Consider the following 25,470-nt stretch of genomic DNA (forward strand, 5'->3'; position numbering starts at 1 on the left):
AAGGCGCTCATAGCGCCTTATTTTTTTGCCTTTTCTGCCCGTTGCCGGCGCAGCTCTTTCGGATCGGCTATCAGCGGCCGGTAGATCTCCACCCGGTCGCCGTCGTTCAGCGTATCGCCCAGCTTGGCCGGGCGGCTGTAGATGCCGATTTTATTGCTCTTGAGATCGATATCCTGGCGCAGCTCCAGCAGGCCCGAAGTCTGGATCGCCTGCTCAACGCTGCTGCCCTCGGCCAGTTTCACCTTGCGCAGGTACTGACGCTCCGGCAAGGCGTACACCACCTCGACCTGGATGTCAGACACTGTAGACCTCTTTCGCCCGCTGGGTAAATGCCTGCACCATGCTGCCCGCCAGCTCTTTGAACACCTTGCCAAACGCCAGCTCTATCAGTTTGTTGGTGAACTCGAAGTCCAGGTGCAGCTCCACCTTGCAGGCCTCTTCGCTCAGCGGCGTGAACTGCCAGCCGCCCATCAGCTTGCGGAACGGACCATCGACCAGCTGCATATTGATGCTCTGGTTATCCAGCAGCGTATTGCGTGTGGTGAAGGTCTTGCTGATACCGGCCTTGGCGACGTCCACTGCGGCCGTCATTTCGTTGGAGGTAGCGTTAAGCACCCGGCTGCCGGTGCAGCCTGGCAGAAAATCGGGATAAGAATGAACATCGTTAACCAACTGATACATCTGCTCGGCGCTGAACGGCACTAATGCAGACCGACTGATCTGGGGCATATCATTTCCTGTGAGACATAAAACGTACAGATAATACCATTTATCTGGCGGCAAACAAAAAATCTGCTAAGGGATGGAGGCGCCAAAAATGCGAAAAATTGCGCAGGTGCTGAACGGGAAAGGATTTCTTTCGCTGAAGCATCCAGTATAATGAACGCACTATGACAAAGAAAAAAGCACACAAACCCGGTTCCGCCACCATTGCTCAAAACAAGCGCGCGCGTTTCGAATACTTCATTGAAGAAGAGTTCGAGGCGGGCCTGTCGCTGCAAGGGTGGGAAGTTAAATCGCTGCGTGCCGGCAAAGCCAACCTCAGCGACAGCTACGTGACGTTCCGTGACGGTGAAGCCTATCTGTTTGGCGCCACCATCACCCCGCTCAACGTGGCTTCGTCGCATGTGGTGTGCGATCCGACGCGTACCCGTAAACTGCTGCTGAACCGACGCGAGCTGGACACCCTGCTCGGCCGCGTCAACCGCGAAGGTTACACCGTGGTGGCCTTGTCCCTGTATTGGAAAAATGCCTGGAGCAAGATCAAGATCGGCGTAGCCAAAGGCAAGAAAGAGCACGACAAACGCGATGACATCAAAGATCGCGAATGGCAGACGGCGAAAGCCCGTATCATGAAGCACGCCAATCGTTAAGCCGCTGGCTTATCGAGGTAAACTTCTGGTATACTGCATAAAGTTACTTGGGGCTGATTCTGGATTCGACGGGATTTGCGAAGCCCTAGGAGCATGCCGAGGGGCGGTTGGCCTCGTAAAAAGCCGCAAAAAAATAGTCGCAAACGACGAAAACTACGCTTTAGCAGCTTAATACCCTGCTTAGAGCCCTCTCTCCCTAGCCTCCGCTCTTAGGACGGGGATCAAGAGAGGTCAAACCCAAAAGAGATCGCGTGGACGTCCTGCCTGGGGCTGAAGCGTTAAACTCAATCAGGCTAGTCTGTCAGTAGCGTGTCCATCCGCAGCTGGCCGGCGAATGTAAAGATTGGACTAAGCATGTAGTGCCGACGGTGTAGTAATTTCGGACGGGGGTTCAAATCCCCCCAGCTCCACCAAATACGTCGCCAGTGAACCAGATAGACCCGGCGATAATAGCGAAAAAGCCCACAACTTCGGTTGCGGGCTTTTTTGTATCCGTAATCGTTCGAGTTTATCCGGCTAAATCTGGAGACTGTTGGTATGCGGTTTGATATACGCTAAATTGATACCAATTACGTACAACCAATAGATGGAAGACTCCGTGCATAGCGTGGACTACATAAGTATAAAAACCAGAGCCCAGCAAATGGCAGAATAGCAGCAAATTGCCTTAGAGAGCATTTTCGCAGCCGTCGAGGCCAATTGGTTTGCCCTTAAGCGAACAAGGATAACTGCGGACTAGCCAAGGATATCTGGCGATCTTAAGAAAGTTGTTTTCCGAGGTCTGTAGTTATCCTAATTCAGGAAATTAAGGCAAGAATGGTGATTGAAGCATTAGTATGGCAATAGTAGAGTGCATTCCAGTTTCAGTTAGTTGACGGATCAACGCACCCCAGTTTGGGTAGCTCGCAAGAAACTACTGTTTACAGTTAACCAAGGGAGTTCCAACCGTTTAGCTATACGCTTCTGAGGCAGACAACCTTGATTATGGAGAATAAATACCTCGATACACCATACCCTTTTACTTATAAAAAAATACCCATTAAGCAGATGACGATCATTATTTTCGAAACAAAGCCACCCTAACAGACGTTTAGAATGTAATTTCTACAGCTGCGCCGTGATTAGGTAAACATATCACTTCTGTTCAGATGGACGAATTCAGTAAGCCACTCTACTACCTAAGGTTACAACATAAAAGGTTGGTTAGAGCTAGTTTCAATTGGAAGATATCGTTCCTTATCGCCTCGCAAGATATGCCCGTCCAGAAAAAGGCTACGTAGCTGAGCTGTCGACGATATGCGCATTTTTATCATGGCGTTCCGTTTGTGCGTGCTTATAGTTTTATATGCAACATTAAATTTCTTGGCCAAACACTTGATACTATCCCCTTCAATGATACCTGTAATTATAGCTATTTCACTAGGTGTGAGGTTTGACATGGGAGGACCTATGTAAAACTGGGAATTATATGAGGCAAAATTCTCTCCATCAAAAAATCGTGTCAAAAAACTAACAAAGCAACTTATGTCAATTTTTTTTGGTATCTGCCAGCCAGCCTCCCCCCGCTCAAAATTATTGAATTTATTTATAAACATGGTCGGTTTTGAAGACCAGAGCAGACACTTTACTGACGGATGATAAGTGGCCATGAAGTGAGTGAACTCTCCCCAGTTATTATAACTCTCATTCTGACCGAAGGCCTCCATCAAATAGACATCGGCAGGCCCTTTCCTCAGCGCCAAACACATTAGTGCGGATAGACTGGATACCACATCGGTAACATTTATTCTTTCAACAAAATATTTACTTAATACCTGAACCATACTCTCCCGATAAAAAACCACCGGATCCATCACTACAATATTTATCTTTCTGTTGTTTTTCTTCAAGATTGCGATGCCCATGTAATAACCATATACTTATGACCCCGAGCGCAAGTAGTTTCGAGATTAAACGAGCCCTACATGATAATCATGTCGCGAATTTTTATCTGCTAAAGCGTTTTATCGAGGTATAAGATATAGATAATGCTACTCGTAAACGAACGTCACGCCAATAATGGACTGAACATTGCCTGCTACCACTTGCCCATTGATTCGTGCATAGGAAGCCGTTAGTCCCAAACTTTGGGGGCTGGTACCGACCGTACCGAGAGAGACATTCTTATTGGTAGCTACAATGCCATTACGGTTAGACAGTTGTACGCCAACGCCAGTAGCCGGATTTGAAGATGACGTATTGGTAAATATGGTGCTTGCCGTATCAGCAGTTGTGCCGGTCAGATAATAAGCCAGCTGTTGGTTTTGTCCGCAATGGACAGTCAGCGGTACAGCAGCCGTGCCGGGGTAATCCGGCAAGGTAACCGTCACATTGCGCGATGACACGTCGCAACCACCAGTGGGAACCACCACTGTGTTATTAGCATAAATATTCCATGTGAAACGGTCTATTGTGCCATTTTGTTGACCGGTTTGAGGGTTTGTTGAATATTTATACATATTTAATCTGGCAATCAAACTACCCTTATTAATTAATACTCCTGACGCCGCTGAAATAGGCTTCAGAAATAGCATAACATTCCATGGCTGATATGAACTGGTTGTAAATGCGGTCTCTTTGGTTCTATTAGTAACTGGCAGTGGATAGCTTGAATTATAATACTTCACCGTTCCTGTGAAATTTTCCAGCGCCCCACCATAGGCGCTGCCGTCATTTAAAGCCACCCAGTCAATATAGGATTGTGGAAGTTCATTTCGACAACTTATGCTTGAGTTTAGGTCTACAACGAGGTTCTGACCAGCCTGTACGCTAGGCGTTAAGTTAGCATAAACAGTGAAAGTTCCTGCCCCTCCTCCAGAGCTAGAATTAATTACATTTCCTGTAGCATCCTTACAAGCAAAAGCATTAGCGCCGGATGAATATGCCATTAGGCATACAGAAGCCACGAGGGCAGCAACTTCTTTTTTCTTCAACACTTTATTTAGTTTTGAAACCAGTGTCATGACGTGACTCCTCAATTTAGGCGTAAGTGTATGTGACATTAATTACGGCCTGAATACTGCCTTGCTTGGCGTTGCCATTAACTGATAACGCACGAACCTGTAATGGCAGACTCGCTGACTGTGTGGAATCATCAACCTGAACCGCCTTGGTTTTTCCGTTGTTTAGGTTATTGCCACTGGTGTCCTGCAATTCCAATTGAAGATTGGTTGCCCCACCTTGATTTTTGTAATATCCCGTGCTGTCCGTTGTCCCCGTGAATGTTGCCGTGACTCTCGAAGTGCCTATTGGACAATTGGTCAAATTCAGCGTTACCGGATGCCAGGCTGAACCCGAGCCGGCCTGTATATAATTAAATGTAAACAAGTCGCCCAAGTCTACCGTCGCCGATGGCGTTGATACGGTGCAGGGCTTGGCCACTACGCGTCCGTTGACCGTAATGGTCACGTCAGCTGCATGCGCGGCGAATGTTGTAGTAAAAAGCAACGCCCCCGCCAGCATAATGTTCTTGATAATGATCATCTTCAGACTTCCTTACTGAAACTCTAAGGTGAAATTGGCCGTCGCTGTCACTGTTCCTGCCATCACGGGAGCGCGCGTTGCCATTAAGCGTGCATAAAAGCCCAACGTATTGGGCTGGCCCGCCGTCAATGTCGTCCACTTCAGGGAGTCCTGAGCCGCATTTAATGGAATCGGAGTCTTGTCGCGATCCAGTATTTGCACTCCAATACCGCTTGCGGCGTTTGTTCCAGCATCAATCTTTAACAGGGTAGTGTTGTCGTTGTCAGAGGTTCCGACATACCCCACGCGAACTGCCGTCGCGGAACTGCCGCACTTGTCGAAGACAATCTTGAAAGGTATGGATGGCGTGACGGCCCCAACCCGGTTGAATTGCTTGGCCGCATTGCTCAACAAATCCACCGTAAAATCCTGAGAGTCAACAGAGACCGAGCAGGCATTGTCTTTTAGATAACCTGTGATGGTGATAGTACTGTCCGCCGCATGGGCATATCCCGCAACCAACGGCAACAAACACAGGATTGGAAGGTATTTTCTCATTGCGTCATCATCTCCTGCTTATCACCGGCAAATGGCAGAGGCATAGCTCAAAGCCTGGTTTTGACTGTCAGCCGGCAAACTGTACGTCGCCGTGCAGCGTTCATTTTCGCTATTGCCCCACCTCACGTTGACGGTACCTTTTGGCGCAAGGCCGGTAAGGTAAACTTGCCCGCCATCTGCCACGATGCTGCCTGACTGACCATCTCCGTAAGAGGCTACAGAGCCGAACGGGACTGGCTTGCCGTTGTTTGTCAATGTCATAAGAACCTTCAGCCCGACTTTGGCCTTGAAGTCCGCACGCACGACGGCTCCCCGTGTAGGAACGACGCTTAATACCGGTTCCTCCAGTTCGACGTTGTTCGCCAGTGTATTCGTGTTCAAGGATATCCGATTCTCGCGGTAGTCCATCGCATAAGGGAGCACGGCATAACCACGCCAATCTGTACGCACCCCTGTTTGATTCTCGACAGAAACGTGTTTCGCCCCCGGCGCCTTGATAAGCACCATGGTGTCATTGAGTGGCTGGCTGAAGGTGATGCCATTTTCGTGGGCAAGTACGCCACCACTGGCACCATAGTAAATCTGCTTATAGTCACCGCTGTGGCTATAACCGACGTTGGCGTTGCCGTAAGCGCCGCGGTAATTCAGCGCGGCGTTACCCGTTGCGCCGCTGTTACCATTACCGCCGCTGTTATAGCCCGATTGCACGCTATAACTCAGGTTGTTATCTTCCAGCAGCGTCCCGTAAAGGCCGGCCGTATTTGTCGTACGTCCCTTGAAGTCTGTCGACGTGTTGTAACTGGCATTGGCATTTCGGAATACTGACCGGGTATCCGAGCGCATCCAGTGGCTGAACGGAATATTAATGTTGAAAGCAAGCAGTTGGTCTTTATCGTCGGACCAGGCATTTTTGGACAGACTATAACTCAGGCTCCAGCTGATATCCTGAATGGTGCTGTTATAACCAATCTGCAGCTGTTCATCTGAACGGCTGGTATTCCAGTAGCTTTGATGACTGCCAGTCAGGTATATCGTCGATGTCCGTCCAACCTGTTGCGTCACCGTCGCCTGCAAACGACCGCGCTTGCTGTAGTTCAGATTGTAATAATCCGTCAGCTTTGGTTTGATATTCACGATCCCGTCTTCACTAATCACGGAGTAACCGCTCATGCGTCGCCACGCGGTGTCGGCCAGAGAATAGAAGCCCCGAGTAGAATAACGGTATCCGACCAGTTGGAAATTGGTCCCTAACTCATTGAGCGATTTGTTATAGAGAAAACGCAGAGATTGTCCCTGATGCTTGCTGCCGTCAGGCAAGGTGGCATTCGCCTGCGTAATATCTGAAGATACCGCCCCGAGGTAGCCCAGGTTTTTTCCCACCCCGAGGTTAAAGGCACGATAGTCGTTTGAGGCACGTGTGCCGCCATAGACCGTCCAGCCATCGGGTAATCCCCAAAGCGCCGTTCCCTGGAAAAACTTCGGCTTGTCTTGTTGTTCATTACCACTGCGGAACTGCCCTGCAGTCACCGCGTACTTCACCTGTCCTTCACGCTGCAACATCGGGACGGATGAGAAGGGAACGGTAAAGACCTGAACGGAGCCATCCGCCTCTTTCACCGTCACCTGCAGATCGCCACTGTTTCCTGCCGCATACAGATCACCGATAGTGAATGCGCCGGCGGGTACCGTGGTCTGATATATTTCATATCCGTTCTGCTTGACCGATACGCGTGCGGTACCACGTGCTATTCCATGTATAACAGGAGCAAAGCCGCGTTGACTGTCGGGCAGCATATTATCGTCTGTGGCAACCTGAAGGCCGCGGAAGTTGATACCTTCAAAGATATCACCCGCAGTATAGCCATCACCCATCGTCAGCCGGCTGCGCCAGGATACAATGTCACGTTCAAGCCAGGTATTGACATGTTGCCAGCGATTTTCGTTATATCCCGTGCCGCTGCTGTAACTCCAGGTTGAGTTATCCCGCAGGCGCCATGCCCCCAGGTTGAGACCCGTTTGCAGATTGAGATAGGCGTAATTGCGGGTGCCGCCATTGTGACTGCGCACTTCACTGCCGGTATAGTTGTAATTGAGCAAACCGGCCGTAATACCATTATCCCAAAGCTCGGGAGCTATGTACCCTCTCGCCTGATTTCCCATGAAAGCCTGAGGAATGCTGATGGAAAGACGCTGGCGACCGACATCGAATGAGCTTGCAGCATCAGCAATAAGCCGTGTGAAAGGCACGCAGGCCGTGCTCTTCATTACGGCAATATCTGGAATAGTCAAGGTATTGACGCCAAGTGAAGCCAGCTGAGAGCGAGTGAGACACGGTTCCAGCTTGCTACCGTCATCACTTTTATCAAAGGTGATGTCTCGCGTCGTCACGTAACCCTCGTTCATGTAAATGTCGACACGATAGGTACCCGGCGGCGCATCAAGCCCCTTTTCGAAACTGGAGAGATCGGCAACCGATGCCGGGTCGTCAGCCAGGAACCGGGGATTGAAGTAGTTGTCTGCGCGCGCGGAAAATGTCGAAGCCACCAAGAGCAATGCCAGCGGCGTAAGCATTGCTTTGTTTAGCGCCCGTTCCCGGATGTGGTATTTTTTCATGTTATCCGTGCCTGCTCCATAAACCAGGTGACTTGTCGCTACCGCACGCCGTCATCAATGCCGGTGCTGCGTTACCTGCGTTATTGAATCCATTGTTTTAGTGAATGACTCAGATCGTTACTGCAAGGTGCCTTTCATCACAGACGTGAGCGCACCGTAATCATTAATCGTGCGATATGTAATTGCACTGCCGGCATCGCCCGGCAGTTTCACCGTTGCCTCCCCCATAGGCGGGACCATGACATTGGCTAATGAACGTGTGCCGGCATTCAATTCCGTGACGGTCAGAAAATAGGGTGTTGGATTATTCAGTACCAGTGTGTTCGCATCGCGTTTAAACGTCAGTTTTCCGGGGGCCTGATCAGGCGCCATACTGAGATTTTGTGGGCGATACAACAATTTGATTCGGCTCGTTATCGCCAGTTGAAGCGTATTTTCTTTCTGTTTTGCCTTGTCCAGAGAGGGAATGGCTTTGACGTTGACCCAGAAAAGACTTTCGCGGTCTTTAGGCAAGGCGTTATTGGTTGCATCAATAATACGCAGCGTATTTTCTTTTTTCCCCTGCATGAGGAACAACGGCGGAGTAATAACGAACCGGCCTTCTTTTTGACCATCATCGTTCTCGACCCAGGATTGAATAAGAAAGGTGTCTTTATCATTATTGTTGCTCACACCCAGAGTGACCTGTTTCTGTTCTGCCGGATAAATAACGCGTGTTGCCCCAAGAGCCACGCCCGCTTCAGCATGCGGAGTACAAAATACGACTGCCAAAGCCAGCAGTGAACCCATGACGTTTCCGGTCGCTTTCATTTTAATCACGTTAACCTCTTGGGCGGATAACCGCCGTTTTAACCTTTTGCGCGCGCTTATCTCATCCGAGATAAAAGTTTCATACGCGAAAACGAATGTTTTATTGGTATGTCAAAGAGAACCAAGCCTGGGCATTTGCAGCACCACCGATAACCGTATTGCCGGTTGCCCGATATTTGGCAACAAATTGCAAGATACGCGTTCCTTTAGTCAGCGGTTTCCAAGACTGAGGTTCTGAATTAATGGGTATGAGTTGCCCCTGTTCATCGAACAGGGCGATGCCGACGCCAGACGCAATTCCCTCGCCTTCGCCAACCGACAGAACATCAGGGTTTTTGCCATCGGCTACGCCGTGAAAGACGATACCGACGCGATCGCTGACATTGGGATTACAATCCTGGAGATGCAAACTGAACGGCACCGGATCGGCGTCATCCCCTGCATCCTTGAAACGGTTACTGCTAACCTGTCCCATGCGAACAACCAGTTGCCTGTCACCCGCCTCAACCGTACAGGCTTCAGCGATGAGCTCCCCCTGAAAGCGCATCTGTCCTCCAGGAAGCGTGACGTTCCACTTGTTGCCGGCGATAGACAGAGGAGCAATGAAAAGCAGGCAGAGTCCCAGTCTGGTTTTGAGCATCGCTTATTCCCTCTTCGATAGCTGAAAACAGGCCGTCCTGGCCTGATTAAGCATCCTTGCAGACCGGTATTACTGGTACTGAACTTTAAAGTTGGCGTTCGCGTTGGCAGTACCAGGAGTGGCAGCACCGGTGGCGATGTAACGCGCCTGGAATGGCAGAGTGTTGGTACCGTCAGTCAGAGTGGCAGCAGTACTGAAGGTTGCACCGTCGAATGCCAGCGCTTTGCCTGCACTGTCCAGCACCTGCACACCCACGTTGGTAGCACCACCCGCAGAGGAGCTTTCCAGTGCCAGAGCAGTTGGGTTCTCAGCATTGACAGCAACACCAGAGAATGCAATGGCCGCTTTGGTAGCAACGGTGGTATCGCAATCGTTCAGCTGAATGTTGAAGCCTACAGCAGAGCTGGTTTTACCCGCCTCGCTCAGCGTGGCAGTTTTGACCTGGCCCAGCTGGACGGTTTGGTCTACAGAACCGGCATCAACGGCGCAAGCAGCGTTAACTACTTCACCTTTAAAGTGAACGGTACCACCGTTAACGGTAGTAGTTGCTGCATGAGCCAGGCCAGCAGTCATCAGAGAGGCGGCAATCAAGGTGTTGATAAGACGGATCTTACGCATAAGTTCAAAACTCCATGTCTTGGTAAAAGGCCAATAATTGGCATAACAACTTGATTCAAATGAGCATTTTTTCTGTTTGTCTCGCGCCAAATCGAACACGGAAAGACAAAAAAAGTAGTCAAAATGAACCAAATTGTATCATTTGGAGTTAAATATTGTTTTTTGCATAATTACAGTTAAATGCTTCGAAATAAATATGCATTGTAGTCAAACAAGCTGGAGAGGCGATTGATGGGATAATATAAGAATGGATAAAGTATGGATTGCGACTGCAAAGAATTTTGCACTCTCAGATGTTTCTGCTGCGGTTGGCTAGTTAGGTAACTAATAAAAGCGGATATTCTGTTAAAAAAAAGAATCCAAGAAGAATTGACTTGGCGCAAATTATAGACGAAACTAATTACAATTTGGTTCATTTTGACTAATTCCTCTACAATTCCTTTTGCCAAACCTCTGCAAACCGACGATGATTGCTCGAGGTATATAACACTGTGTGTTGAATGTTTCTATGTCCCAAATAGTCCTGTATCAGCCGCGTATCTGTCCCCCTGTTAGCCAAAGCATATCCGCATGAATGCCTCAACATATGTGGATTAAGAGAGACGGCGATACTTGCCAAGGAACCGAACTTCTTCATCATGTTATAAACTTGTTGGCGAGAAAGAGGACCGCCTTTTTGCGAGAGAAATATCCAAGGTGATTCGCAGCCACGCCATGTTACTCTTTCCTCTAGCCAAGCTTTTAGAAGCTTTATCTCTGAAGCCAAAAGTGGATGCGTTGTTTTTAAGCCGCTTTTTAGCCTGTTTACGTGCACGACTTTATCAATGAGATTGATATCCGAAAATTTTAAGTGGCAGAGCTCACTAACCCTGAAACCATGAATAAAACACATTTGAATAAAACACTCATCTCGCTTAGGGAAACTTCCTTTACGAGATGCCTCAAGCAAGCGATCTATTTCATTTTGTGTAAGATATTTTCTTTTCTTCACAGAAACACCTCCATATTTTAGGCCGTGTGAAAAATTACCGTCGATTTTCAAGCTTCTTGATATCAATAGTATTATCTCAAGTGAAACATAGTTAGGCAATATAATTAAGGTATAAATCAAGATGGTTTAATCCGTGTATTAATATCACAGCCTATTTATTGAACGACATAACTTAATTGCGGACACCATCTATTTTTCAAGCTATCTTTTCCATGCATAATAACTTTTAAATAAAAAACGAATCACATTCCAATATGGAAACATCTGATTTCATCATATCAATAAAAATGACTATACATACTACTTATCACTCTCCCGTCTATTAAACCCGACTAAGAATGCATTTCACATCAGCATTGACCTGTCCGCGTCGTTGGCTAATACACTGCGACCTGGGTGATCCGCTAATACGTTCTTCTATTTATCTCATATACTGAGCACAAAAAGATTGTGTGGTGTGTAAGTGGCTGAAGTGAAAATTTCAAAGCTCCTGTGCAAGTGTAAGCATCCAGTAAATCGAATTATTCAATTTTAGAGATCTTTCGGCATATAGAATGTGTCCTTTAAAGAGATCATCATGCGCAAAGCCCATTTTACTGAGCATCAGATCATCCTCGTACTGAACTCCGTCGAAGCAGATTGGACCGTCAAAAATGTTTGCCGCGAAGCAGGAATATCTGAGGCCTCGTACTACAACTGAAAAGCAAAGCGCGGCGGGAATTCACCCTATGATATTAAATAAATAAAATATTTTAAGGAGGAAATAAAACGAGTATGCTTACATTTTCTGGTATTAGGTTTCTTTGTTGTGCAATTTCCTCGCGGTTATCGCTTTGTCCCTTCGTTATTCAAACGTCATCGTTCGCTTCCTTTCAGTGGCGATTACCCTTTGGTGAGCTGATACGTGCTTAAGCCACATTCCCAAATATCCGGCATGCCCGCAGGCATGCCGGACGCTACCTCACCGCCCCTCTTTCTCTCCCAGGAAGAAATACCACAGCGGAATGGAAAGCAGCAGGGTGAACACCAGCGTATACAGCAGCACCATCAGGCTCTGCATGATCACCATCTGGGCACTCCAGGCGCCGATCGGCAGTTGGAATTGCTCGACGGTGCCGCCAAGGATCGCTCGGCCCATCACGCAGCCGACCGCCAGCGCCACGGTCGCCACCGCCGCGCGGAACTTACGCACCTCGGCGCGGCGGGCGGCCGCTTCCGGCGTTTCGTCCCGGTGGCTTTGCCGTTGGCCGCGCCAGCGCCACACGTCCACCAGCAGCAACGCCGCGAGGCTCACGCCCATTACCGGCAGGCAATACCCCAGCGCCGCTGCAACCAGCAGCGTGACGGCACGCGCCGGCAGGGAAAGCGCCAGCCAGGCGGCAATCAGCGTATGCACCGGATGCTGCGCCCCCGCCGCCGGACGGCGACTCCACCACATGCGGTAACCCAGCGCAATCATCAGGCATAGCCCAAGGCCGAACGCCGCCAGCAGCAGCTGATTCGGCAAGCCGAACAGAATGCCCATGTGGGCGTCGATACCCCAGCGAGTCAGCTTGGCGATGAGTGGGAAGGTGTCGAACCGCACCTGATCGATGACGGCGAAGCTTTGCGGTGCGATGGCAACCGCGTCCACCTGCGTTGGCCAGCTGCGATCCACTTCGGTTACCGTCCAGGCTTTGCCCTCGCCTTTCGGCTGGCGCAGCTCGACCTTGGCGGCGTCGATCCCGGCGGCGCGCGCAGCGTGCAGCGCCCGATCCCAGTCGCCGTTTAGCGCATTGCTCTGCGCGGCAGGCCCCATCTTCATGCCCGGCATCATCCCGCGGTGCTCGGCGTGCGGATCGGCCGGCGTCTGCGGCGCATCGGCCTGCAGGCTGGTGTTGACCTGTGGCGTCAGCCAGCCCAGGTTGGCCCGCAGCGCGTCGATGTTGCCGCCGGCCCACTGCGACCAGGTCAGTCCGGTAGCCGAGAAGAACAGCAGCCCGACCAGCAGCGCCACGCCCAGCGTGATATGCCAATGGCGGCTGGCGGCGAAGCCCCCTTTCGCCCTTTTCAGCTTGCGCTTCGGCCGCGTCGCCAGCCACAGCGCCACGCCGCCCAGCGCGGCCACCCACAGCCAAGAGGCCGCCAGCTCGCTGTAGTTGCGCCCCAGATCGCCGAGCAGCAGGCTGCTGTGCAACTTGTCCAGCCAGGTGCGCAGCGGCAGCACGCCGGAGGTACCGTACACCGTCATATCGCCCTTGATCGCCAGGGTATAAGGATCGACAAACAGCGCGCGCGACTCGGAAGCGCCCAGATCGGCGCCCGCGAACTGTACGCGCGTGGTGTCCATTGCGCCGGGTGCCGGGCGCACGGCGTAAATGCGCGCCTCGTCACCCGCCGCGCGGCGGGCGGCGGCGATCTGGTCAGCCAGCGATCTCGCCTGCCCGTGCGGTTCGGTGAAAAGCGCATCGCGATACAGCGCCTCTTCAAGCTGCGGCGTCAGCACATACAGCGTGCCGGTCAATGCAGCGACCAGAATAAAAGGAGCGACCAGCAGGCCGATATAAAAATGCAGCCGTCTGATCAGGTTCAGCATCGCGCCACGCGGCGATGCGGCAGGTGGGGTTTTGGTTATTGAAGACATGGCCTTTCTCGTTTTTCAAACTGTGCGCGCAGGCAAACCGTCCGCAGCGATACGAACGGCGTTACCCATGATCAAGCAATAGGGAAAAACGGTTGGCCGGGCGGCCCGCGCGGGCTCGGCCGCAGAGTCAGGCGCCGAATGGGCGGAGAAACGATACGCGGCGCGCAAGGCAGGCGCGCGATGCGCGCCATCAGCCACAGCAGCGGGACGAATGTCCACAGCAGCAGCGGCACGTGGATCAGCAGCTCGCAATAGCCGCAGAAAATCATCTCCGCAGGATCCATGCCGTGGTGGCCGGCATGCTCGGCGGCGGGCATCGCCATCGCGTGCATGTCGTGCGGCATAGCGGCGTCCGTCTGCGCCATGCCGCCCATCATCGGGTGGTGCATCAGCGATTTCGACACCACCGGCGCCACAAACAGCAACAGCACCGCCATAATGGCGATGCAGGCGGTAAAGCGTTGCTGTAGCTGGCGTGGTACTCTCATCGCGGCGGCGAATTAACCCGGTCGGTGGCGAACAAGCGGCCAGTGTAACCCGCGATGCGCGATGAGGTGAAAGAAAAGTCAGATTTGTCTTAATCGTCCTCGGCGGCGGCGATCACAGCACTCGCGAATAGACCCGCGAGGATTCGCCCCACGGGTGATACCCGAGCCCGTTATAAACGAAGCCGCTGCGCTCGTAGTAGCCTTCCAGATCGGTGCACAGGTGCAGCTGCGGGAAGCCCAACCGGCGGGTTTCCGCCGCCACATGCTCAATCAGTTTGGCGCCGTAGCCACGGCCGCGCTGCGCTTCCTCTACGTAGAGCGCGCACAGCCAGGGATACAACTCCCCACGGCTGATAAAGTCGTTGGTGATGAGCCCCGCGCAGCCGAGGATCTGGTCATTTTCCATCAGCAGGTACCACTGGGGCAGCGGGTTGGCGGCGCCGAGGCTGCGGTTGATGGCGTCTTCATACATCATCAGCGTTTCTGCCGTGGCCCAGTGCCGCTGAAAATACGCAATGGCGCGCGGCGCCAGCTCGGGCGCTTGCCGCACCGAAATCATGTCCATCGTCATTCCCGTTATTCATGTTGTCAGCGTAGAATTATGCAGCAATATACACGGTATGGCAGCGGCATTCCGCCGCCGTCATTCACCCCAAGGAGTCATCATGACGCAAAACATCTATGACAATCAGGCCTTTTTCGACGGCTATGCGCAGCTCAGCCGCTCGCAGCACGGCCTGGACGGCGCGCCGGAATGGCCCGCCATCCGCCGCATCCTGCCGGATTTGCAGGGCAAAAGCGTGGTCGATCTCGGCTGCGGCTACGGCTGGTTTTGCCGCAGCGCGCGCGAACAGGGCGCCGCCGACGTGCTGGGGCTGGACGTCTCGGAAAAAATGCTGGCCAAGGCGCGGGAGATGACCGCCGACGCGGGCATCGAGTACCGTCGGCAGGATTTAGCGCAGCTGCAGCTGCCGCCGGAAAGTTACGATCTGGTCTACAGCTCGCTGACGCTGCACTACCTCGAGGATCTGGCCGCCCTGTTCGCCACGGTTTACGCCGCGCTGAAACCCGGCGGGCAGTTCATCTTCACCGCCGAGCACCCGATCTACACCGCCCCGGCGCAGCAGGGCTGGCTGACCGACGGCAACGGGCAGAAATCCTGGCCGGTGAACGGCTACCAGCGGGAAGGGCAGCGCGTTTCCAACTGGCTGGCGGAAGGCGTCATCAAGCAGCACCGCACGCTCGGCAGCTATATCAACCCGCTGGCGCAGCAAGGCTTTATCATCCAGCATTTGAACGAATGGGGCCCCAGCGCGCAGCAAATCGCCGCTAATCCGGCGCAGGACGAAGAGCAGGAACGCCCGATGATCTTCATTCTCGCCGCCCGCAAACCCGCCTGATTGATCCGCAGTAAACCGTTCACATCACCACAGTTGGGGAGGCCACCTCCCCCCAACGGCTATTATGCCGGCAGCGCCGCCCCGTGCGCCGCGAAGTGCGTCAGCGCCTCGCCTTCCATACGATAGCGCACCCACTCGCCCTGCGGCTGCGCGCCGATGCTGAGGTAGAAATCGATGGCCGGTTGGTTCCAGTCCAGCACGCTCCACTCCAGGCGGCCGCACTGCCGTTCGCAAGCCAGCTGGGCGATGTGCCGCAGCAGCTTTTTACCGGCGCCCGCGCCGCGATGCTTCGGCGCCACGTACAGGTCTTCCAGATAGATGCCGTTTTTACCCAGCCAGGTGGAGTAACTCATAAAGAACACCGCATAACCCGCCGGCTCGCCGTTTACCGTACAAATCAGCGCTTCGGAACAGGCGCCCGGCCCAAACAGGCTGCGTTCGATATCTTCCACGCTGGCCAGCACCTGCTCGCGCGCCTTTTCGTACACTGCCAGCTCGATAATCATATCCAGAATCAGTTTGGCGTCGCTTTTTTGCGCCGGGTAAATCTCGATGGTCATGGCAAATCCTGAGTGTGTTAATGACTGTGCTTGCCAGCATATCGCGCCTCAAATACTGTATGAACTGCATTTTCATCAACAGGTAATGAATATCATGCATCTGGATTTGAAGCGTCTCGATCTCAACCTACTGCTGGTGTTCGAAGCGGTCTATCGGCTGCGATCGGTGACGCGCGCCGCGGCGGAGCTGGCCCTCAGCGCGTCGGCGCTGAGCCACGCGCTGATCCGGCTGCGCAAGGCGCTGGCGGACGAGCTGTTCTATCGGGTCGGCAACGACATGCACCCGACGGTGTATGCCGACAGCCTGGCCCCGACCGTCAGCGAAAGTCTGGCGCTGCTGGCCAAAGGGCTGCATCCGCGCCCGCGCTTCGTCCCCGCCGAAAGCCGGGAGAGCTTCACCTTCGCCATTACCGATTACACCGCCTTCGCGGTGTTTCCCGCGCTGATGGAGCAGATGCAGCGCCTGGCGCCGGGGCTGTCGTTCCAGCTGCGCTACTCCGAGCGCAAGGTGGCATTGAACGATCTGCTGGCGGGGCGCATCGATTTCGCGCTGGGCTTTAGCGAAACCGACGGCGAAAGCTACCCGGAGATCGACGAGGTGAGCTGGCTGGAGGATGAGTATGTGGCGATCTGTTCACCCGCCTTCAGCGCAAAATACGGCGAACTGACGCTGGAAAACTATCTGCGTGCGCGCCATCTGGTGGTGACGCCGTGGAACGAACAGCGCGGCGTCATTGACTACCAGCTCGATAAGCTGGGGCTGCAGCGCGATATCGCCATCCGCACGCCTTCGCTGCTGGGAGCGCCGTTCATCGTCACCGACAGCGAACTGGTGATGAGCATGCCGCGCTACGCCGCGCAAAAATTGCGGCAGGCGGCGGCGCTGGATATCCACCCCCTGCCGTTTCCGGTGCCGCCGTATCAGATTAAAATCTACCTGCACCGCAAGAACGGCCGGCCGGAGGCCTGCCGCTGGTTGCGGCAACAGCTGCAGGCGCTGGCGGCGTTATAACGCGGGTTCGCCGATCGGCAGATACCCCTGCCACAGCGGCCGGGCCGGTTTGCCGTGCGGGTTGGCCCGCAGATGCACGTAGTAGCCCTGCAGCGCCTGCAGCAGCAGGCAGTCGTCCACCTCGGCCAGGTCATCCTTGTGCTGCTGCGCGCTGTCCGTCAGCAGCACCCGTTTGGCTTTGTCCTTCGCCTCGTCGGCGGAACGCGCCACAAACAGGCCGAACTGGTGCAATTCCGCCAGCTCATCGCTGCGGTAGCCGCCCACGTTGACGAAAAACAGCTTCTCTTCACCGGCGAACGGCGCAGGCTCCAGGCTCACGTCGTAACCGTCCGCCCAGTCGATGCGCGCATAGCCGTCGACATGCACCTTGCGCTTATCGCCGAACCACTTTTCACGCAGCAGCGGATACGCCTCTTCCGGCCGATCCGCCGCCGCGAACTGCACGTCGTGCAGCTCAATATTGGCGCCCGGCGCCGTACCGCCCACATAAAACATCAATACTCCCGGCATGTTATTCTGCTCTCCTTGGTGATAATCGCTATATAAAATAATACATAACGAAACTCGTGCCAACGGCAGCGCCATTCTGTGTTATCAATAGGTGAGGTTTAATCTGTTGTGGAGGAACGCATGGCATTCAATATCGGTGATTTTGTTCAACGCACCACCGGCGGCCCAAAGATGACCGTGGTGGCGATCGACGGTGAAACCCTGGTTTGCAGCTGGAATGAACTGGGCAAAGAGCAGCGCACGGAGGTGCAGGCCAGCGATGTGGCGCTGTACCACGAAGACGGCGATTTCGGCGTCTGCTGAATAACCGGGGCGCACCGCGCCCCGTTATCGCTTCAGGCGCGAATGTCCTGATAGGCCGGCGTGGTATCAAACTCATGCTTGGCGAACGGGCAGAGCGGAATGATTTTACGCTGCTCCGCGCGCATCTTCTCCACCACCAGCGCCACCAGCTTTTTGCCGACGCCCTGCCCCTTCAATGACTCATCCACCCAGGTGTGATCGATAATGGTCAGCTTGTCGCCGCTCGGCACGAAAGAGATCTCGGCGATCAGCTTGCCCTGCTCGTCATTGATATAAAAACGCTTGTCGTCTGCCAGTATTTTATGTTCCATATTATTTCTCCCTATATTTCAGTGCGCCGCTGGGGCAGGTGTCGATAACGCGTTTCACCTCCGCCGCGTCAGCATTGTCCGGCATAATCCACGGGCGGCGGTTCAGGGTAAAAATAGCCGCGTTGCCACGCACGCAGTTGGCGGAATGGCGGCATATCGCGCTGTTAAAATAAACGTCAATCTTGTCGCCGGAATAACGGCGGTAACCGGCGGCGGTCAATTCCTCGTCCATTTTGGCCTCACATTGCCTGTTTTATTGTTTTTGCTCCAGGCTCAAGTATAGGCAATGCCACCGGCTTCACCACGCGTCTCGCTCACCGAAAAAAGTGGCGCAACCGCCCGCCGCCGCTAGAAAAAAACGTAAATTGTTCTAATCTTTATTCAGTAAGACAACATCATTCCGACAGTGGCTAAGGAGTTCGAAATGGGTGATAGCTCAAAAGACGGCGTAATTCTGCTGTCCCGCATATTACTGATGGTTCTGTTTATCATTTTCGGCTGGATGAAACTGGTCAACTTCGGTGCGACCGTCACGGCGATGGAAGGCTACGGCACGCCGATGCCTTATTTAGCGGCGATCGTTGCCGTAGTGGTGGAGTTTATTTTCGGCATCGCGCTTATTCTCGGTCTGTTTACTCGCCCTATCGCGGTCATTTTCGCCCTGTATGTGTTGGGCACCGCGTTTATCGGCCATCCGTTCTGGAAAATGACCGGCATGGAAATGATGGGCAATGAAATCAACTTCTTTAAAAACATCAGCATCATTGGCGGCTTGCTGTTGCTGGCGGTAACCGGCGCCGGCCGTTATTCGCTGGACTATAAAATATTTAATAAATAATTCATCGATGGCCGGCGATATTCGCCGGCCATTTTATTTCGGCTATCCCTTCAACGGCTGCGCTTGGCGTGGCGCTCAAAGTTTTCCGCCTTGGCCTGCGCCGATTTACGCAGCGTGACATAGCAGGCGCCCTCGCCGCCGTCGCGCGGTAAGGCGCGGCAAAACGCCTGTACCTGTTCAAACTGCGCCAGCCATTTGGCGACGTAACTGCGCACGATATTCGGATGGCTTTCGTTCTGCCGCCCGCGGCCGTGCACGATCAGCAGCGAACGCAGGTTTTGCGCCTCCGCCTGCACGATAAAGCGAAACAGCGCCTGCCGGCTGGCTTCGACCGACTGACGCAGCAGGTTCAGCGACGCCTGCGGCGGATAACGCCCGTTGCGCAGCTTGTCCAGCACGCCCTGTTGAATGCCTTCCCCTTTGAACTCCAGCGGCTGTTCGCAGGGGATCACCTCGAGAAAATCGGTGCTGAGGAAGTTTTCCTGCAGCAGCCGCTGCGCTTCGCGCCGCGCGCTTTTGTCCACCGCCTCCTGCGGCTTGAGGTACAGCGTCTGCCGCCCGCTCACCAGCGGCACCACGTCCGCCATCGCCTGTTCAAAAAAGTCTTTTTCCTGCTCGCTCATCTTCCACCTCTCTTGAACGGCAGCCTTTACGGCCGGGAATGGGGTCGATTGTAAGACGCCTTGCCACGGTTGCAAGCCGGGAATTGTCAGCGGCATTTGTCTCATTTGTCGTCAACGGGTGAGCTTGCGAACAGTTTTCGCTATACTGCTAAGCCATCATTGAGTGCCGCAAAGGATCGAGCCCATGACAATGCGCGAGCTGGAAATCCAGTTTCAAAATGCGATGAATGAGTTGCAGAGCAGCTTCGAACGGCAACACCGCGAATGGCAGCAGAGCTACCAGGCGCTGCAGCAACTGCTGGAAGAAGCCAAACAGCGCGAAGCCGCACTGCGGGCGCAGAATGAACAACTGGCGCGCAAGCTGAGCACCGCCAGTTCGGTACCGGAACAGCATGCGCTGGTGAAGCAGATCAAAATGCTCGGCGCTCATCTGGACGCGCTGGCCAAAGACGCGGCCACCTTCAATCACCACCTGCGCCAACAGAGCGCGGTCGGTAATTTCAGCGGCGAACAGCATTGATAGCGGGCGCTGTCGCACAGCGCCTCCCGCCCCTCTTCTGGCGTATTGAGAGTGTAATAAAGCCTAAATGACCTGGATCATCCTCGCCGCCCTGATCGTCGTATTCATTATCGGTTACCGCATCCTGACGTCCGACACCCGCAAAGCCATCGATTCGCTGGCCCATCTGCTGAGGGTCAAACCGATGCTGATCGAATCGATGATCCAGGAAATGGGCGGCCGCCAAAGCCAGACCTTTATCCGCATGCTGAACAACGGCTACACCGAAGAGATGCACCAGGCGGCTTATCTGCTGTTCATCTACCTGACGTTCATCAAACAGGCGGACGACGAACAGATTGCCCTGTGGCGCGACGTGCTACTGCGCGCCGGGCTGTCGCCGGAGCTGCACGCCGAGCACACCGAAGCGGCGCTGTTTTACTTCGCCGAACTGGATATCGATGCGTTTGAACTGGCGCAGTTCCGTCGCGCCTACAACGAGCGTTTCAACCGCGAAGCGTTGGCCCACGGCTGATCGCGTCCCCCGAAGCGGGGGACCGATTACAGGAACATGCTGAAGAGGTAGCGCGACAGCGCTTCGCGCGAGCTGAAGCCGTGTGCGATGCCGTAACGCAGGTTCGGGGCGTCGCCGCTTAAATCCAGGGGAAACTCCAGATACTGCTCGCTGGTGCGCACCGGGGAGGTTGGCGTGGCGAAATGCACGCTTCTCTCTTTCAACGCCGGGTGGATCACCAACGCGGTTCTGCCCATCCGCGCTTCGCGATTCACATACACGTAGTGTGCACCCTTGCGGTAGCCATAGGCCTGATCGGTGACATAATCACGCTCAAAGCCGGTATTCTCCAACACTTTAGCCACTTCATCCGGCCGTAAATACATCGATTCCTCCTCTCATTCTGGACCGCTGAGCGACCTTACCGTAATCATTCACCGAAACAATGATTTTCTGGGGAGGAATCCGGGTTTCGGACTATTCCTGAATTAGGCCCGGCTGCGCTGCAGCAGGCGCAGAGTGAGCAACACGCCAAGCGCCACCAGCAGCGCCGCCGCCAGATAGATCGACGGCACGCCCGCTTGCCCAATCAGCAGCCCGGCCAGCGGGCCGGTGATGCCCAGCGCCAGGTCGAGGAACGCCGAATAGGTGCCGAGCGCCGTGCCCTGATTCTGCGGCGGCACCTGTTTCACCGCCTCGACGCCCAGCGCCGGGAACACCAGCGAGAAACCGGCGCCGGCCAGCAACGCGCCGGTTTGCACCATCCAGGGCTCACCGGCCAGCCAGATCAACAGCAGCCCGACGATCTCGACCAGAAACGACGCCAGCGTCACCTTCAGACCGCCGTGGCGGTTGATGACGTTGCTGAAGATCAGGCGGATGCCGACGAAGGCGCAGCTGAACAGCGTCAGCGAAAACGCCGCGCCGCTCCAACCTTTGTCGGCATAGTAAAGCGTGATGAACGTGGCGATCACGCCGAAGCCGACGGTGCCCATCGCCAGCCCGAGGCCATAGGCCCAAATGCGACCGAACACCGCGCGAAAGGCGATGCGCTGCCCGGCGGCGATCGAGACGTCCGGCTTGCCGCTCGCCAACAGCAGCGCCACCGCGACCGCCAGCACGATCAGCGCCGCCACCCCGGCCAATCCCCACTGCTGATTCAGGTACACGCCGAGCGGCGCCCCGGCCGCCATCGCCCCATAGGTGGCAACGCCGTTCCAGGAAATCACCCGCGCGGTGTGCATCGCTCCGACCCGGCCGATGCCCCACAGCGTGGAACCGGTGCTGGCGAAGCTTTCGCCAACGCCGAGAAACACCCGCCCCGCGCACAGCAACAGCAGGCTGAGCCACGGGTAACCGTCAACGCCGAACGCCAGCGCGTAAAACAGGCCGCTGGCACCGCAGCACGCCAGGCCGAACAGCACCACCTTCTTCGGCCCCAGCTGATCGGCATAGCGCCCGGCGTGCGGGCGGCTGAACAGCGTGGCGAAGTACTGCGCGCTGATGATAAGGCCCGCCAGCACCGAGTTGTAGCCCAGATGCTCATGCACAAATCCCGGCAGCACCGCCAGCGGCAGGCCGATGGTCAGGTAGCAGACGAAGGTGAACATCACCACGGACAGAATGCGTCGGTTCAGCTGGAGGTTATTTTCTGCGGTCATCGAAGGTGGCTCGCATCGGACGGGGTAGACAGAGATTGCCAGCATACCCCGATGGGATCTGATGATAAATGAGAGAGTTATAACGAATTATTATTTCGCTAACGATTTTGCCGCCACCCGCGCGCGCAGAAAATCGATAAACGCCCGTACCTTTTCCGGCACATGGCGGGTGTTCGGGTAGAGCGCATAGATGCTCTGCTCGGGGAAACGGTGATCCGGCAGCAACCGCTGTAGCCGGCCGGCGTCGATTTCGGGCTGTGCCAGCCACGCCGGCAGCAGCGCCACCCCGGCGCCATGCAGGGCGAACGCCAGCAATGCCGCGGCGCTGTCGCCGGTGAGCGTGGCAGCGTCCGCGACCTTGAACAGCACCGCTTCGCGCTGCGGCGTGGCCACCTGCCAGCTGAGCGGTGAACTGAGCCGGCTGTGGGCGATCCACTGCGCCTGCGCCAGATCCGTCAGCGAATGAATCGGTCGGTCGGCCAGATAACCCGGCGACGCCACCGGAAAAATGGCGAAGCTGTCGATCAGCGCCGCGCGGTGGCTGGAGTCCGCCAGCTGGCCCAGGCGGATCGCCACGTCAAAGCGCTCCGAGATCAGATCGGCATGATAAGAAGAAGAGACATGCTGGATGCGCAGCCGCGGATGCTGCCGCGAAAAAGCCGCCAGCGCCGGCACCACCACCTGCGCGCCGTACTCCGGCGTGCTGGTGATGCGCAGCACGCCGCTCAGGCCGTGATGATCGCGACGCACGTCGTCCAGCACGTTTTCCGCCTCCTGCAGCAGCTGCAGGCTGCGCTGGTAAAAGCGTTCGCCGGCGTCGGTCAGCGACAGCCGCCGGGTGCTGCGCGCCAGCAGTGACACCCCCAGCTCGTTCTCCAGCTGTTTGACGTTAAAGCTCACCACCGCCTTGGTTTGCCCCAGCGCCGCCGCTGCCGCGGTAAAGCTGCCCGCTTCCACCACCGCCGCAAAGATCGCCAGGCGCTGCAAATTCAGCATTTCGCCGCCCTTATTGTCAAAATCATTTTGACAGTGTAATCGCCCGCCGCCGATTTATCCGCACTTTTCCCCCCGATACACTGCTCGCCTTCAACCGGAGGCACCATGTCTTATCGCAGCAAAGTGGCAATCGTCTATCTGCTCGGCTTTTTCGTCGATCTGATCAATATGTTTATCGCCAACGTCGCCTACCCCGCCATCGGCCAGGCGATGCGGGCGTCGGTCAGCCAACTGGCGTGGGTCAGCAACGGCTATATTCTCGGCCTGACGCTGGTGATCCCCCTCAGCGCCTGGCTGGCGCAGCGCATCGGCGGGCGGCGGGTGTTCCTGCTGTCGCTGGCGCTGTTCATGCTGGCCACCCTCGGTGCGGGCAATGCCGACAGCATCGGCGCGCTGATCGGCTGGCGCACCCTGCAGGGCATGGGCGGCGGCTTACTGATCCCCATCGGCCAAACGCTGACCTACCAGCTGTACCGCAGCCATGAACGCGCCGGGCTGTCGGCGGCTATCATGTTGGTGGGGCTGCTGGCGCCGGCGCTGTCACCGGCGCTGAGCGGCTGGCTCGTCGATCGGCTGGACTGGCGCTGGGTGTTTTTCGCCAACCTGCCGCTGGCGGCCCTGGCCCTGGCGCTGGCGGCGCTGTGGCTGCGCGCGGAAACGTCGACGGCGGTGCGTAAACCGCTCGACGGCAAAGGGCTGCTGAGTGCCTGCGCGGCGTTGACGCTGCTGCTGCTCGGCCTGACCCGGCTGAGCGAGACCGGTCATCAGGCTTCCGGCGCGGCGCTGCTGGCCGCCGGCCTGCTGGTGCTGGCCTATTATCTGCGCCATAGCCTGCGCACCCCGCAGCCGCTGCTGAACCTGCGGCTGGTCGCCGATCCGCTGCTGCGCAACGCCATGGCGGTTTATTTGTGCATTCCCGGCCTGTTCATCGGCGTCAGCCTGGTGGCGATGCTGTATCTGCAAAACCAGCTGGGGATGCCCGCCGCCCAGGTCGGCGGCCTGATGCTGCCCTGGGCGCTGGCGTCGTTCCTGGCCATCACGCTGACCGGCAAAACCTTTAATCGCCTCGGCCCGCGGCCGCTGCTGATCGCCGGCTGCCTGTTGCAAGGCGCCGGCATGCTGACGCTGGCGCAGATCGATCTGGCCGGCCAGCACGCATTGCAGATCGCCGCCTTCGCCCTGATGGGGTTTGGCGGCAGCCTGTGCAGCAGCACCGCGCAGAGCAGCGCGTTCCTGCAGATCCCCGACGCTCAGCTGGCGGACGCCAGCGCGCTGTGGAACATCAATCGCCAGCTCAGTTTTTGCCTCGGCGTGGCGCTGCTCAGCCTGCTGCTGAATTTGCTGCTGACCGGGCTGCCGCCCGCGGCGGCCTACCGCACCTGCTTCATTCTGGCGGGCGCCAGCGTATTTATCCCGCTGCTGCTGTGCCTGCGCCTCGCCAACCGCGCCATCGTGCGCCAACTCAACGCTCAACAGGATGCTTTATGAACCCGTACTTTACCGAAGTGATCGACGCCCACATCGCCATTGAACGCTGGCTGGGCAAAGGGGCTGGAGAAGAACAGGCGCTGCTGGCGCGCTTTACGCCGGATTTCAGCATGATCGCGCTGAGCGGCGCTCCGCTGGATTTTGCCGCGCTGTGCGCCTTTTTCCGTGCGCATCGCGCCGCCAAACCGGGATTGGAAATCGAGATAGAAGAGATGAAGCTGGTGGCCGAATGGCCGACGGGCGCGGTAGTCAGCTACCGGGAAAAACAGAGCCTGCCGGGGCAAAGCGCCACGCTGCGCTATTCCACGGTGGTCTTTGAACGTCAGCCCAACGTACTCGGCTGGCGGCATTTGCACGAAACCGCCGCAGCGCAATAATTACAAAAAGCTGCCGGCCAAAAACAGTTCCCAACCGACGATCACCCCGCACAGGGTTACCGTACTGAAAATGACTTCAAACAGATAGCGATTGATCATCGTTCGTCGCCTCAAAAGAAGACACCCGGAAGAACCGGGTGTCTGGAGTACGGGCTGGAGAGTG

31 protein-coding genes, 1 other RNA gene and 1 pseudogene are annotated in these 25,470 nt (G+C 55.5%); 11 read left to right on the forward strand and 22 right to left on the reverse strand.

Translation table 11 applies throughout. The features are described from left to right. Positions 1–17 precede the first annotated feature (17 nt). Both AC4PR2_RS20045 and AC4PR2_RS20050 read right to left on the reverse strand, forming a co-directional pair. The gene (locus AC4PR2_RS20045; protein WP_087762394.1) at positions 18–302 is read right to left on the reverse strand and encodes an RnfH family protein; all 285 of its coding nucleotides are present in this window, start codon (positions 300–302) and stop codon (positions 18–20) included. Continuing rightward, complete coding sequence (locus tag AC4PR2_RS20050; RefSeq protein WP_004929096.1) at positions 295–729, reverse strand: type II toxin-antitoxin system RatA family toxin; 435 nt, start codon at positions 727–729, stop codon at positions 295–297. The genes AC4PR2_RS20045 and AC4PR2_RS20050 overlap by 8 nt, the downstream gene beginning before the upstream one ends. Before the next feature lie 161 nt (positions 730–890). On the opposite strand from AC4PR2_RS20050, the gene smpB reads away from it, so the two are divergent. Beyond that, positions 891–1,373: an SsrA-binding protein SmpB gene (gene smpB, locus AC4PR2_RS20055; RefSeq protein ID WP_004929094.1), complete on the forward strand. Its 483-nt coding sequence runs from the start codon at positions 891–893 to the stop codon at positions 1,371–1,373. A 49-nt stretch (positions 1,374–1,422) separates the two neighbouring features. Continuing rightward, positions 1,423–1,786, forward strand: a transfer-messenger RNA (tmRNA) gene (ssrA, locus tag AC4PR2_RS20060). A gap of 771 nt (positions 1,787–2,557) precedes the next feature. Here the strand turns inward: ssrA and AC4PR2_RS20065 are convergent. From AC4PR2_RS20065 to AC4PR2_RS20105, 9 genes are all read right to left on the reverse strand, one after another. After that, positions 2,558–3,277 (reverse strand): helix-turn-helix transcriptional regulator, encoded by a 720-nt coding sequence (locus AC4PR2_RS20065; protein WP_060441107.1) that lies wholly within the window; start codon positions 3,275–3,277, stop codon positions 2,558–2,560. Positions 3,278–3,403: 126 nt separating this feature from the next. Continuing rightward, entirely contained in the window at positions 3,404–4,375 is a 972-nt protein-coding gene (locus AC4PR2_RS20070; protein ID WP_072271068.1) for a fimbrial protein, read from the reverse strand. Between the two features lie 16 nt (positions 4,376–4,391). Continuing rightward, complete coding sequence (gene fimG / locus AC4PR2_RS20075; RefSeq protein WP_100397064.1) at positions 4,392–4,895, reverse strand: type 1 fimbrial minor subunit FimG; 504 nt, start codon at positions 4,893–4,895, stop codon at positions 4,392–4,394. Positions 4,896–4,907: 12 nt separating this feature from the next. Then, positions 4,908–5,432: a type 1 fimbrial adaptor subunit FimF gene (gene fimF / locus AC4PR2_RS20080; protein WP_060441106.1), complete on the reverse strand. Its 525-nt coding sequence runs from the start codon at positions 5,430–5,432 to the stop codon at positions 4,908–4,910. Between the two features lie 21 nt (positions 5,433–5,453). Next, positions 5,454–8,045, reverse strand: a complete 2,592-nt coding sequence (locus AC4PR2_RS20085; protein WP_060441105.1) for a fimbrial biogenesis usher protein — start codon at positions 8,043–8,045, stop codon at positions 5,454–5,456. 117 nt (positions 8,046–8,162) lie between these two features. After that, positions 8,163–8,834 (reverse strand): fimbria/pilus periplasmic chaperone, encoded by a 672-nt coding sequence (locus tag AC4PR2_RS20090; protein ID WP_060441104.1) that lies wholly within the window; start codon positions 8,832–8,834, stop codon positions 8,163–8,165. 121 nt (positions 8,835–8,955) lie between these two features. Continuing rightward, positions 8,956–9,495: a type 1 fimbrial minor subunit FimI gene (fimI, locus tag AC4PR2_RS20095; RefSeq protein ID WP_060441103.1), complete on the reverse strand. Its 540-nt coding sequence runs from the start codon at positions 9,493–9,495 to the stop codon at positions 8,956–8,958. A gap of 69 nt (positions 9,496–9,564) precedes the next feature. Further along, positions 9,565–10,113, reverse strand: a complete 549-nt coding sequence (fimA, locus tag AC4PR2_RS20100) for a type 1 fimbrial major subunit FimA (RefSeq protein ID WP_089186389.1) — start codon at positions 10,111–10,113, stop codon at positions 9,565–9,567. Between the two features lie 430 nt (positions 10,114–10,543). Continuing rightward, positions 10,544–11,104 carry a tyrosine-type DNA invertase gene (locus tag AC4PR2_RS20105; protein WP_072271062.1) on the reverse strand — a complete coding sequence of 187 codons (561 nt, stop codon included), beginning with the start codon at positions 11,102–11,104 and terminating at the stop codon, positions 10,544–10,546. 577 nt (positions 11,105–11,681) lie between these two features. Here AC4PR2_RS20105 and AC4PR2_RS20110 point away from each other — a divergent pair. Further along, positions 11,682–11,801, forward strand: a pseudogene (locus AC4PR2_RS20110) (transposase); the annotation flags it as partial. A 264-nt stretch (positions 11,802–12,065) separates the two neighbouring features. On the opposite strand, the gene AC4PR2_RS20115 reads toward AC4PR2_RS20110, so the two are convergent. The 3 genes from AC4PR2_RS20115 to AC4PR2_RS20125 all read right to left on the reverse strand — a co-directional run bounded on the left by AC4PR2_RS20115 (position 12,066) and on the right by AC4PR2_RS20125 (position 14,780). Then, positions 12,066–13,727: a DUF2534 family protein gene (locus AC4PR2_RS20115; protein ID WP_180547610.1), complete on the reverse strand. Its 1,662-nt coding sequence runs from the start codon at positions 13,725–13,727 to the stop codon at positions 12,066–12,068. Between the two features lie 71 nt (positions 13,728–13,798). Beyond that, on the reverse strand, positions 13,799–14,215 hold the full coding sequence (locus AC4PR2_RS20120; protein WP_187322698.1) for a DUF2946 domain-containing protein: 417 nt from the start codon (positions 14,213–14,215) through the stop codon (positions 13,799–13,801). A 112-nt stretch (positions 14,216–14,327) separates the two neighbouring features. Then, positions 14,328–14,780: a GNAT family N-acetyltransferase gene (locus AC4PR2_RS20125; protein ID WP_038872878.1), complete on the reverse strand. Its 453-nt coding sequence runs from the start codon at positions 14,778–14,780 to the stop codon at positions 14,328–14,330. Positions 14,781–14,880: 100 nt separating this feature from the next. On the opposite strand from AC4PR2_RS20125, the gene AC4PR2_RS20130 reads away from it, so the two are divergent. Continuing rightward, positions 14,881–15,615 carry a class I SAM-dependent methyltransferase gene (locus AC4PR2_RS20130; protein ID WP_197804273.1) on the forward strand — a complete coding sequence of 245 codons (735 nt, stop codon included), beginning with the start codon at positions 14,881–14,883 and terminating at the stop codon, positions 15,613–15,615. 62 nt (positions 15,616–15,677) lie between these two features. Here AC4PR2_RS20130 and AC4PR2_RS20135 read toward each other — a convergent pair whose 3' ends face one another. Beyond that, on the reverse strand, positions 15,678–16,175 hold the full coding sequence (locus AC4PR2_RS20135; protein ID WP_033649791.1) for a GNAT family N-acetyltransferase: 498 nt from the start codon (positions 16,173–16,175) through the stop codon (positions 15,678–15,680). Positions 16,176–16,260: 85 nt separating this feature from the next. Between AC4PR2_RS20135 and AC4PR2_RS20140 the strand changes: the two genes are divergently transcribed. Next, on the forward strand, positions 16,261–17,187 hold the full coding sequence (locus AC4PR2_RS20140) for a LysR substrate-binding domain-containing protein (RefSeq protein WP_492175390.1): 927 nt from the start codon (positions 16,261–16,263) through the stop codon (positions 17,185–17,187). On the opposite strand, the gene AC4PR2_RS20145 is transcribed toward AC4PR2_RS20140, so the two are convergent. Next, entirely contained in the window at positions 17,182–17,697 is a 516-nt protein-coding gene (locus tag AC4PR2_RS20145) for a DUF1543 domain-containing protein (protein WP_492175391.1), read from the reverse strand. The genes AC4PR2_RS20140 and AC4PR2_RS20145 overlap by 6 nt on opposite strands. Positions 17,698–17,817: 120 nt before the next feature. On the opposite strand from AC4PR2_RS20145, the gene AC4PR2_RS20150 reads away from it, so the two are divergent. Then, positions 17,818–18,000 carry a YodC family protein gene (locus AC4PR2_RS20150; RefSeq protein WP_025303973.1) on the forward strand — a complete coding sequence of 61 codons (183 nt, stop codon included), beginning with the start codon at positions 17,818–17,820 and terminating at the stop codon, positions 17,998–18,000. A gap of 32 nt (positions 18,001–18,032) precedes the next feature. Here the strand turns inward: AC4PR2_RS20150 and AC4PR2_RS20155 are convergent, their stop codons facing one another. Together AC4PR2_RS20155 and AC4PR2_RS20160 are read right to left on the reverse strand one after the other, a co-directional pair. Continuing rightward, the gene (locus tag AC4PR2_RS20155) at positions 18,033–18,311 is read right to left on the reverse strand and encodes a GNAT family N-acetyltransferase (protein WP_047730014.1); all 279 of its coding nucleotides are present in this window, start codon (positions 18,309–18,311) and stop codon (positions 18,033–18,035) included. A gap of 1 nt (position 18,312) precedes the next feature. Continuing rightward, entirely contained in the window at positions 18,313–18,543 is a 231-nt protein-coding gene (locus AC4PR2_RS20160) for a (4Fe-4S)-binding protein (protein ID WP_016929825.1), read from the reverse strand. A 192-nt stretch (positions 18,544–18,735) separates the two neighbouring features. On the opposite strand from AC4PR2_RS20160, the gene AC4PR2_RS20165 reads away from it, so the two are divergent. Next, positions 18,736–19,149, forward strand: a complete 414-nt coding sequence (locus AC4PR2_RS20165; protein ID WP_016929826.1) for a DoxX family protein — start codon at positions 18,736–18,738, stop codon at positions 19,147–19,149. 50 nt (positions 19,150–19,199) lie between these two features. On the opposite strand, the gene smrA is transcribed toward AC4PR2_RS20165, so the two are convergent. Next, a complete protein-coding gene (gene smrA, locus AC4PR2_RS20170) occupies positions 19,200–19,772 on the reverse strand; it encodes a DNA endonuclease SmrA (RefSeq protein WP_149571759.1) in 573 nt (190 codons plus the stop codon). Positions 19,773–19,956: 184 nt separating this feature from the next. Between smrA and AC4PR2_RS20175 the strand changes: the two genes are divergently transcribed. Both AC4PR2_RS20175 and AC4PR2_RS20180 read left to right on the forward strand, forming a co-directional pair. Then, complete coding sequence (locus AC4PR2_RS20175; RefSeq protein ID WP_004928976.1) at positions 19,957–20,292, forward strand: MbeD/MobD family mobilization/exclusion family protein; 336 nt, start codon at positions 19,957–19,959, stop codon at positions 20,290–20,292. A 67-nt stretch (positions 20,293–20,359) separates the two neighbouring features. Next, complete coding sequence (locus AC4PR2_RS20180; protein ID WP_025303978.1) at positions 20,360–20,806, forward strand: DUF1198 family protein; 447 nt, start codon at positions 20,360–20,362, stop codon at positions 20,804–20,806. 26 nt (positions 20,807–20,832) lie between these two features. Here AC4PR2_RS20180 and AC4PR2_RS20185 read toward each other — a convergent pair whose 3' ends face one another. From AC4PR2_RS20185 to AC4PR2_RS20195, 3 genes are all read right to left on the reverse strand, one after another. After that, positions 20,833–21,171 (reverse strand): DUF2002 family protein, encoded by a 339-nt coding sequence (locus AC4PR2_RS20185; protein ID WP_038872785.1) that lies wholly within the window; start codon positions 21,169–21,171, stop codon positions 20,833–20,835. A 102-nt stretch (positions 21,172–21,273) separates the two neighbouring features. Next, complete coding sequence (locus AC4PR2_RS20190) at positions 21,274–22,446, reverse strand: MFS transporter (RefSeq protein ID WP_337046916.1); 1,173 nt, start codon at positions 22,444–22,446, stop codon at positions 21,274–21,276. Between the two features lie 90 nt (positions 22,447–22,536). Then, positions 22,537–23,442, reverse strand: a complete 906-nt coding sequence (locus AC4PR2_RS20195) for a LysR family transcriptional regulator (protein ID WP_049200821.1) — start codon at positions 23,440–23,442, stop codon at positions 22,537–22,539. A 105-nt stretch (positions 23,443–23,547) separates the two neighbouring features. On the opposite strand from AC4PR2_RS20195, the gene AC4PR2_RS20200 reads away from it, so the two are divergent. Further along, positions 23,548–24,930 carry an MFS transporter gene (locus AC4PR2_RS20200; protein ID WP_492175392.1) on the forward strand — a complete coding sequence of 461 codons (1,383 nt, stop codon included), beginning with the start codon at positions 23,548–23,550 and terminating at the stop codon, positions 24,928–24,930. Further along, positions 24,927–25,307, forward strand: coding sequence for a DUF4440 domain-containing protein (locus tag AC4PR2_RS20205; protein ID WP_049200826.1), 381 nt, complete (start codon positions 24,927–24,929; stop codon positions 25,305–25,307). Before AC4PR2_RS20200 ends, AC4PR2_RS20205 begins: the two co-directional genes overlap by 4 nt. Positions 25,308–25,470 lie beyond the last annotated feature (163 nt).

Source organism: Serratia sp. A07, assembly GCF_058725505.1.

Bases quoted from the DNA above. Each gene is read 5' to 3' on its own strand.
- AC4PR2_RS20050 (WP_004929096.1), bottom strand. From the start codon at position 729: ATGCCCCAGATCAGTCGGTCTGCATTAGTGCCGTTCAGCGCCGAGCAG.
- smpB (WP_004929094.1), top strand. From the start codon at position 891: ATGACAAAGAAAAAAGCACACAAACCCGGTTCCGCCACCATTGCTCAA.
- AC4PR2_RS20065 (WP_060441107.1), bottom strand. From the start codon at position 3,277: ATGGGCATCGCAATCTTGAAGAAAAACAACAGAAAGATAAATATTGTA.
- AC4PR2_RS20070 (WP_072271068.1), bottom strand. From the start codon at position 4,375: ATGACACTGGTTTCAAAACTAAATAAAGTGTTGAAGAAAAAAGAAGTT.
- fimG (WP_100397064.1), bottom strand. From the start codon at position 4,895: ATGATCATTATCAAGAACATTATGCTGGCGGGGGCGTTGCTTTTTACT.
- fimF (WP_060441106.1), bottom strand. From the start codon at position 5,432: ATGAGAAAATACCTTCCAATCCTGTGTTTGTTGCCGTTGGTTGCGGGA.
- AC4PR2_RS20085 (WP_060441105.1), bottom strand. From the start codon at position 8,045: ATGAAAAAATACCACATCCGGGAACGGGCGCTAAACAAAGCAATGCTT.
- AC4PR2_RS20090 (WP_060441104.1), bottom strand. From the start codon at position 8,834: ATGGGTTCACTGCTGGCTTTGGCAGTCGTATTTTGTACTCCGCATGCT.
- fimI (WP_060441103.1), bottom strand. From the start codon at position 9,495: ATGCTCAAAACCAGACTGGGACTCTGCCTGCTTTTCATTGCTCCTCTG.
- fimA (WP_089186389.1), bottom strand. From the start codon at position 10,113: ATGCGTAAGATCCGTCTTATCAACACCTTGATTGCCGCCTCTCTGATG.
- AC4PR2_RS20115 (WP_180547610.1), bottom strand. From the start codon at position 13,727: ATGTCTTCAATAACCAAAACCCCACCTGCCGCATCGCCGCGTGGCGCG.
- AC4PR2_RS20120 (WP_187322698.1), bottom strand. From the start codon at position 14,215: ATGAGAGTACCACGCCAGCTACAGCAACGCTTTACCGCCTGCATCGCC.
- AC4PR2_RS20125 (WP_038872878.1), bottom strand. From the start codon at position 14,780: ATGGACATGATTTCGGTGCGGCAAGCGCCCGAGCTGGCGCCGCGCGCC.
- AC4PR2_RS20130 (WP_197804273.1), top strand. From the start codon at position 14,881: ATGACGCAAAACATCTATGACAATCAGGCCTTTTTCGACGGCTATGCG.
- AC4PR2_RS20135 (WP_033649791.1), bottom strand. From the start codon at position 16,175: ATGACCATCGAGATTTACCCGGCGCAAAAAAGCGACGCCAAACTGATT.
- AC4PR2_RS20140 (WP_492175390.1), top strand. From the start codon at position 16,261: ATGAATATCATGCATCTGGATTTGAAGCGTCTCGATCTCAACCTACTG.
- AC4PR2_RS20145 (WP_492175391.1), bottom strand. From the start codon at position 17,697: ATGCCGGGAGTATTGATGTTTTATGTGGGCGGTACGGCGCCGGGCGCC.
- AC4PR2_RS20150 (WP_025303973.1), top strand. From the start codon at position 17,818: ATGGCATTCAATATCGGTGATTTTGTTCAACGCACCACCGGCGGCCCA.
- AC4PR2_RS20155 (WP_047730014.1), bottom strand. From the start codon at position 18,311: ATGGAACATAAAATACTGGCAGACGACAAGCGTTTTTATATCAATGAC.
- AC4PR2_RS20160 (WP_016929825.1), bottom strand. From the start codon at position 18,543: ATGGACGAGGAATTGACCGCCGCCGGTTACCGCCGTTATTCCGGCGAC.
- AC4PR2_RS20165 (WP_016929826.1), top strand. From the start codon at position 18,736: ATGGGTGATAGCTCAAAAGACGGCGTAATTCTGCTGTCCCGCATATTA.
- smrA (WP_149571759.1), bottom strand. From the start codon at position 19,772: ATGAGCGAGCAGGAAAAAGACTTTTTTGAACAGGCGATGGCGGACGTG.
- AC4PR2_RS20175 (WP_004928976.1), top strand. From the start codon at position 19,957: ATGACAATGCGCGAGCTGGAAATCCAGTTTCAAAATGCGATGAATGAG.
- AC4PR2_RS20180 (WP_025303978.1), top strand. From the start codon at position 20,360: ATGACCTGGATCATCCTCGCCGCCCTGATCGTCGTATTCATTATCGGT.
- AC4PR2_RS20185 (WP_038872785.1), bottom strand. From the start codon at position 21,171: ATGTATTTACGGCCGGATGAAGTGGCTAAAGTGTTGGAGAATACCGGC.
- AC4PR2_RS20190 (WP_337046916.1), bottom strand. From the start codon at position 22,446: ATGACCGCAGAAAATAACCTCCAGCTGAACCGACGCATTCTGTCCGTG.
- AC4PR2_RS20195 (WP_049200821.1), bottom strand. From the start codon at position 23,442: ATGCTGAATTTGCAGCGCCTGGCGATCTTTGCGGCGGTGGTGGAAGCG.
- AC4PR2_RS20200 (WP_492175392.1), top strand. From the start codon at position 23,548: ATGTCTTATCGCAGCAAAGTGGCAATCGTCTATCTGCTCGGCTTTTTC.
- AC4PR2_RS20205 (WP_049200826.1), top strand. From the start codon at position 24,927: ATGAACCCGTACTTTACCGAAGTGATCGACGCCCACATCGCCATTGAA.